3 protein-coding genes and 1 pseudogene are annotated in these 6,375 nt (G+C 67.8%); 1 reads left to right on the top strand and 3 read right to left on the bottom strand.

Features of this window, described 5'->3' with window-relative positions; all coding sequences use genetic code 11:
- Nucleotides 1-2,040 (top strand): ribonuclease E domain-containing protein (locus tag AC1VAN_RS07875; RefSeq protein ID WP_480985577.1); only part of this gene is annotated, 2,040 nt, incomplete at its 5' end.
- Between the two features lie 115 nt (nucleotides 2,041-2,155).
- Here the strand turns inward: AC1VAN_RS07875 and AC1VAN_RS07880 are convergent.
- The 3 genes and pseudogenes from AC1VAN_RS07880 to AC1VAN_RS07890 form a co-directional block, all read right to left on the bottom strand.
- Nucleotides 2,156-3,040: an endonuclease/exonuclease/phosphatase family protein gene (locus tag AC1VAN_RS07880; protein ID WP_480985578.1), complete on the bottom strand. Its 885-nt coding sequence runs from the start codon at nucleotides 3,038-3,040 to the stop codon at nucleotides 2,156-2,158.
- A 2-nt stretch (nucleotides 3,041-3,042) separates the two neighbouring features.
- Nucleotides 3,043-6,210, bottom strand: coding sequence for a discoidin domain-containing protein (locus AC1VAN_RS07885; RefSeq protein ID WP_480985579.1), 3,168 nt, complete (start codon nucleotides 6,208-6,210; stop codon nucleotides 3,043-3,045).
- Nucleotides 6,207-6,375 (bottom strand): annotated as a pseudogene (locus tag AC1VAN_RS07890) (carbohydrate ABC transporter permease); the annotation flags it as partial. The pseudogene AC1VAN_RS07890 and the gene AC1VAN_RS07885, both read right to left, overlap by 4 nt.

The raw sequence follows: 6,375 nt of genomic DNA on the forward strand, positions 1-6,375 counted from the left end.
GGCCATGGCCGCATGCGCAGCGTCGAGTCGCTGTCGCTGTCGATCATCCGCGTCGCCGAAGAGCATGCGATGAAGGAGAACACCGGGCAGGTGCTGGTACAGGCCCCGGTGGAGATCGCCAACTACCTGCTGAATGAAAAGCGCGGCGCGCTGGGCGAAATCGAGAAGCGCCACGAGGCGCCGATCGTGATCGTTGCCGACGAACAGCTGCACACCCCGCATTACACCGTCACCCGCCTGCGCGACAACGAGCTGGGCGAGGAAAGCGGCAAGCCGAGCTACCAGCGTGGTACCCCGCGCAAGCTCCCGGTGCACGCGCTGACCAAGGGCCAGCTGAACATCCCGCCGCCGATGGTGACCCAGGTCAAGCACAACTCGCCCGCCCCGGTGCGCGAGGAAGTGGAACCGGTCGCCGCCCCGGCACCGGCACCGGTGGCCGCAGCGGCCCCGGCAGCCGCCGCCAGTGGCGGCGTCGTCGGCTGGCTCAAGCGCATCTTTGGCGGCGAGCCCGCTCCCGCTCCTGCGCCGGCACCGGCCGCACGCCAGCCGCAGCAGGATGGCGGTCGCCGTGACCGCAACAAGGATCGCAACAAGGACCGCAAGGACCGTCGCGAGGACAGCCGTGGCAACGGCGGCAATGGCAATGCGCAGCAGCAGAAGGACGGCGGCAACCGCAAGGACCGTGGTGAGCAGCGCAAGGATGGCCGCAACGGCGGCAACGGCGGCAACGGCAGCAGCCAGGCCAATGGCAATGGCAATGGCCAGCAGCAGCCGCAGCAGCAGGGCAAGCCGAAGGATGCCCAGCAGCCGCAGCAGCAGAACAAGCCGCGCAACGAACAGGGCCAGGGGCAGCAGCAGCCGAAGCTGAAGCAGCCGAGGCAGCCGCGCCCGCAGGACGGTGACAAGCCGGCCGAGAAGCCGCAGCGTGCCGCTGCCGAAGCCCCGACCGATGTCGTGACCGCTGCTGCTGCCGTGGCTACCACGACTGCGGTTGCGGCCACGGTTGCGGTGCAGGAAGAAAAGGCACTGGCACCGGCCGTCGCCACTGAAAACGTGGTCGACACCGTCGCGGCCGTGGACACCGCCGCAACGACCGATGCCGAGGTCGTGGTTGCGACCGGGGCTGCCGAGGATGCTGCGGCCGATGCCGCAGGCGATCAGACCGGCGAAGGCGCAACCCGCCGCCGCCGTGGCCGTCGCGGTGGTCGTCGTCGTCGTCGTGGTGGCGCCGAGAACGCTGYAGGTAGTGACGTACTGGGTGATGACCTGGACGACGGCGATGATGCCGAAGGCGAGGACAACGACGGCGATTCGGTCGAGCAGACCGCCCCGGCTTCGGTCGGCGCACCGGCAGCCGCCGTGCAGCCGTCGCGTTCGCAGCCGGAATTCGATTTCGATGACGAAGTCGAGCCGGCCGCCGCTGATGCCAGCAAGCCGGCACGTGCGCCGGTTGCAGTGGCTGCCGCGGTTGCCCCGGTTGCTGCCGTAAGCAGTGCCGTGGTCGAGGCAGCCGCTCCAGTGGCCGCCGCAGTGCAGACTCCGGCTCCGGTGGAAGCAGTCGCCAAGGTCGAACCGGCCCCGTCGCCGGTGCAGACCAGCATGCTGGATGCCATCGATGCAGCGACGCCGGTGCAGCCGGCGCCTGAAGCGGCTCCGGTGATCGAGGCGAAGCCGCCGGTGGTCGAGACCGCTGCTGCGATCGAAGCCGCTCCGGTCGCTGAACCTACCGCGGTGGTCGAAGCTGCACCGGTGGCCGAGCCGAAGCCGGTGGTGGCCGATGTTGCGCCGGTGGTTGAAGCTGCTCCGGCAGTCGAACCGAAGGCCGAGGTTGAAGTCGCCCCGGTCGCCGAGCAGCCGGCAGCCCCAGTGGCTGTCGAAGCCGCACCGGTGGACGCCGCTGCGCCGGTCGCCGATGCGGTCGTGCCGGCGCAGGTCGACCCGATCGCCGATGGCCATGCCGACGCTGCCGCACAGGCCGCTGACGCGCAGGCGTCGGAAGAAGACGAAGACGCCGGCAAGCGCACGCCACCGGTCGCCTGATCGATCCTTGATCGGCAACAACGAAACGGCGGGGATCGATGATCCCCGCCGTTTCTGTTTGTGACGTATCAGATGCCGTAGCGAACGCCTGCCGCGTCGCCACGCGAGGCCGCTATCAGGGCTTCGGCGCGAACTGCAGCCGGGTCCACACCCCGTAGTGATCGGAGGCCCAGCGGCCGCCGTCATCAGGCTGGTCGAACAGGATCTTCGCTTCGCGCGCGACCATCTCGTCCTGCTGGAAGAAGATGTGGTCGATCCGCGACGGCGCCTGGTAGTAATGGCGGTTGAGCGTGCTCACACCCGCCAGGTCGGTGTTGACGTGCACGCTGCCGTAGCTGTCGCCGTAGTGGCTGCGCAGTTCGCTCAGATCGCCGGCATCGACCAGGGCGTTGAAGTCGCCGGCAATCACCACCGGTGCCCCCGCAGAACTGCCGGCGATGAAACGCAGCAGATCCTCGACTTGGCTGCGGCGGATGCGCTGGCCGGCGTCGTCACTGCGCTCGTTGAGATGGGTGGCATAGACATTGACCGGCCTGCCCTCCACGTCGATGCGCAGGTGGGCCACGGTGCGGTAGTCATCCAGCGGCAGCAGCAGGTGCTCGCCATGCGCCAGGATCGGGCGCCGGGTCAGCAGCGCATTGCCATAACGCTTGGGTGYACCCACCGGATCGGTGGACACGAATACGTACCGGTAGCCGAGCTGGCTGGCCAGCCACTGCGCCTGGTTGCGGACGTTGCGCTTCTGGATCACCTCCTGCAGCGCGACGGCATCGGGCTGCAGGCGCTTGAGCTCGGCCACGATCGTGCGACGACGGCTGGGCCAGTCCTCGCGGTCGTGGTGCAGGTTGAATGTGACCATGCTCATGCCGGGTTCGCCGACCGCTGTGGCCGCGCCAGCCGCGCTGGCCGGCTCAGCGGCTGGCGCCAGCCCGGGCAGGGCCAGCGCGATCGCCAGCCCCAGCGCGCAGAAACCGCGACCGATTCCGAGCGGACCTCGCATGCTTACTTTTCCTTGCGTTCGGCGCGGCGCACCGCGCTGGGCACATCGATCTCGACGCGTGCCGGCAACTGGTGCACATGCAGCTCGTTGTTGACCCATTCCGCCGCCTCGCCGTTGACCGTCGCCTGGCCCGGCTCGCCTGCATACGGCCATGGCAGCACCACGCCACCGGCCGGCGACACCAACCCGGGCTGCACTTCCAGCACCAGCTGCTTGTCGCTGCGCTGCAGGCGATAGTTGAGCTGCCCCTGCGGCGTGCGCAGGCCCTGCACGGCAATGCCCTCGCCCTGCAGCCACGCCACCGGGATACCGGCGGCCAGCACCAGCGCCTCATCCGCATCGCGGTTGTAGCCGAACATGTCCAGCGCCGAACGGACGAAGTCCGAGGCCACCCAGGCATGCGGCAGGTCACCCACGAAGAACGGCTTGCGCGGCGTGCGCGAGACGACCTCGGCCCACTGGTTCCAGGCCTGCGGCGCACGATCCTTGAAGAAGAACTCGGTGGCCTGCCAGGCACGATCACGCCATCCCAGGCGCACGAACGCGGCGACGTTGCGCCATTCGTACGGCGTGTAGTCCTTCCATTCGCGCTTGCCATCGCGGCGCGCGACGAATTCGTTCCAGTAACGCTGGAAGGTCGCGTCCAGCGCCTCCTGCGGCAACCGCCCCTGCTCGCCGCCCGGCGCCAACGCGATCGTGGTGGAGGTGGCGTCGAAGTCACCCAGCTCGGCCGAGCCCGGCAGGTAATCAATGCGGTGCTGCTGCATGGCCGCCAGCAGCGAGGCCTGCAGGTCATCACGGAACTGATCGCGCGACTCGCTGATCTGCATCGCCTCGACCTTGCCCAGCTGCGCCGCCAGTTGCGCGGCGTCCTTGTAACCACGCAGCGCCCAGAAGTTGTCCCAGTACGAATGCATCGGCTTGGCCGAATAGCCCTCGTGGCTGATCGAGGCCGGCATCATCCCGTAGAAGGCAGGATTGCGCGCGCGGTTCTCCTCGGTGCGCTCGCTGCCGCGCAGTTGCTCCATGTAGCTGTAGGCGCCCAGCACATGCGGCCACATCTGCTCGAGGAAGGCCGTGTCGCCGGTATAGCGGCCGTACTCGGCGATGTTGTAGATCAGTTCGCCGTGGCTGTCGTTCTCCGGCACCGGGTCGCTGCCRCGCGSATCGACGCAGCACGGCACCTTGCCGTTTTCAAACTGATAGGGCGCATACCAGGTCACGTAGTCRCGCACGGCATCGCTGCGCCCCATCCGCAGCAGGCCTTCGGAGATCATCGCGCCATCGCGGATCCAGCTGCGTGCATAGGAGCGCGTACCGGGCTGCAGGCGCGGGCCGACCCGCGAGATCAGCATGTGCGCCACCGCGGTGCGCAGGGTTTCCACCAGCGGTTGGCCGGCGGCGGGCACCTGCAGGGTCACCACGCCCAGCTTGTCGCGCCACATCGTCGCCACCTGCTGCTGTGCCTTGGCCACGTCCAGCGCCTGCGGCGCCCAGCTGCCGGTCTGCGGCAGCACGATCGCCACCTCGCGGCTCTGCCCGGGTTCGAGCTTGATCGTGTACAACAGTGCGCCGGACGCCATGCCGGTCGGGTCCTTCACCGCAGTAGTGCCGGGCAGCTTGCCGCTGGCCAGGTGCATCGCATCCAGTTTGCCGTCGAAGCTGCTGGCAAAGCGCGCATCCGGTACCTGCAGGGGATACAGCCGCGGTTCGCCATTGATGCGCACCAGCTGCTCGCCCACGTCCAGGCTGTCGATGCGGCTGAAGCCGCCCACGGTGTTGAGGAACTGGGTGGGTGGATTGACCTGCCACGGGCGGATCGCCAGGGCCAGGGTGTATTCGTGCGCGACCTTGTCCGGATTGCTCAAGCGGTAGCGCCCGATCAGCTGGGCGCGTTCGGGCGTGCCCTGCACGAAGCTGGTCACCGACAGGCCGGCCTTCTCGTGCACCCAGTCGACCGTGGCGATCGGCAGGTAACGATCCTGCAGCGACTGGCTGATGGCAACGTTCGACCAGTCAAGCAGCTTGCCGTCGAGGCGGATGAACGGCTCGATGCTGAAGCTGCCCTTGGCCGGCTCCAGCGCACCGTCCTCGCTGATCAACGCCTGTTCCTGGCCACCGTCCAGGCCAAGCAGCGTCCAGTACGGTTGCTCGCCAACGTAAGCGCGCGGCAATGCGCCACGCGGCAGGTCGGCCGCCACCGAGGACAGGAAGGCATTGGGAGTCGCGGCGAACGCCAGCGGCTTCAGGGTGATGTCACGGATGCCGTAGCGCCAGTTCGGCCCGCCCTGCAGGTCGAAACGCACGTAGCGCGCATCGGTGTCGGGCAGTGCCAGCCAGTCCCGGCCTCCGGCACCTGCGGTCACTTCGCGCACGGTACGCCAGTCACGGCCATCCTCGGAGATACGCACGGTGTAGCGGTTCGCTTCCAGGCTGGGCAGCCAGTCGATCACCGCACCGCCGATCTCGCGGCTCTTGTGCAGGTCCAGGCTGATGGTCTGCTGCTTGACCCCACCGCTGATCCAGAAGGTATCGGACTTGCCGTCGATCATCCGGTCCTGCAGCGCGGTTGCGGTATCGGCGATCACCGAGGGCCGCAGCGCCGAATCATCCTGCGCGGGCAGCCCCTGCAGGGTCAGCTTGTCGAAGCACACGGTACCGCGACCGCCGACCTTGCTGTAGACCGTGAATTCCATCGACGCGCTGCGCGCCATGTCCTTCTCTGGCGATGGCCCCCAGGCCTTGTCGATCTGCCGGCGGCGGTACTCCACCGGCGTCCACGCCTTGGGGAAGGCATAACCGGGGCGGTTGACCCACCACACGTTGTCGCCGCTGGCGTCGATCAACTTGAACTGCAGGTCATTGGACGGCGAATCACCGCGCAGCTGGAAGCCGAAACGATAGTTGGCCGGGTACTCGATGTTCAGTGGACGACGGATGCCGACGTAACCGGAGACCTCATGGAAGTCGTAATCCAGGCACAGCGCGCGGCCACCGCCAGCGCCACTGACCGGCCGCAGCGAGCCGCTGACCTGGTCSGACAACACCAGCTTCCAGGCGCTGATGTCGTCGAAATCATCCAGCACCTTCGGCGCGGGCAGCGCCGGTGGTGCGGCGATCGCCAGGGAAGACCACAACAGGCCCAGTCCAACGGCGATCGCACGCATCATCCCTTCACACTCCCCAGCAACAATCCTTGGATGTAGTACCGCTGCAGCACCAGGAACAGCGCCAGCACCGGAACCACGGTGACCACTGCGCCGGCCATCATCATTTCCACGTCCATGATGTGTTCGCGCGAGAGGGTGGCCAGGGCCACCGGCAAAGTGTAGTGC

The sequence above is a fragment of the Stenotrophomonas sp. 05L44_2 genome (assembly GCF_056665995.1).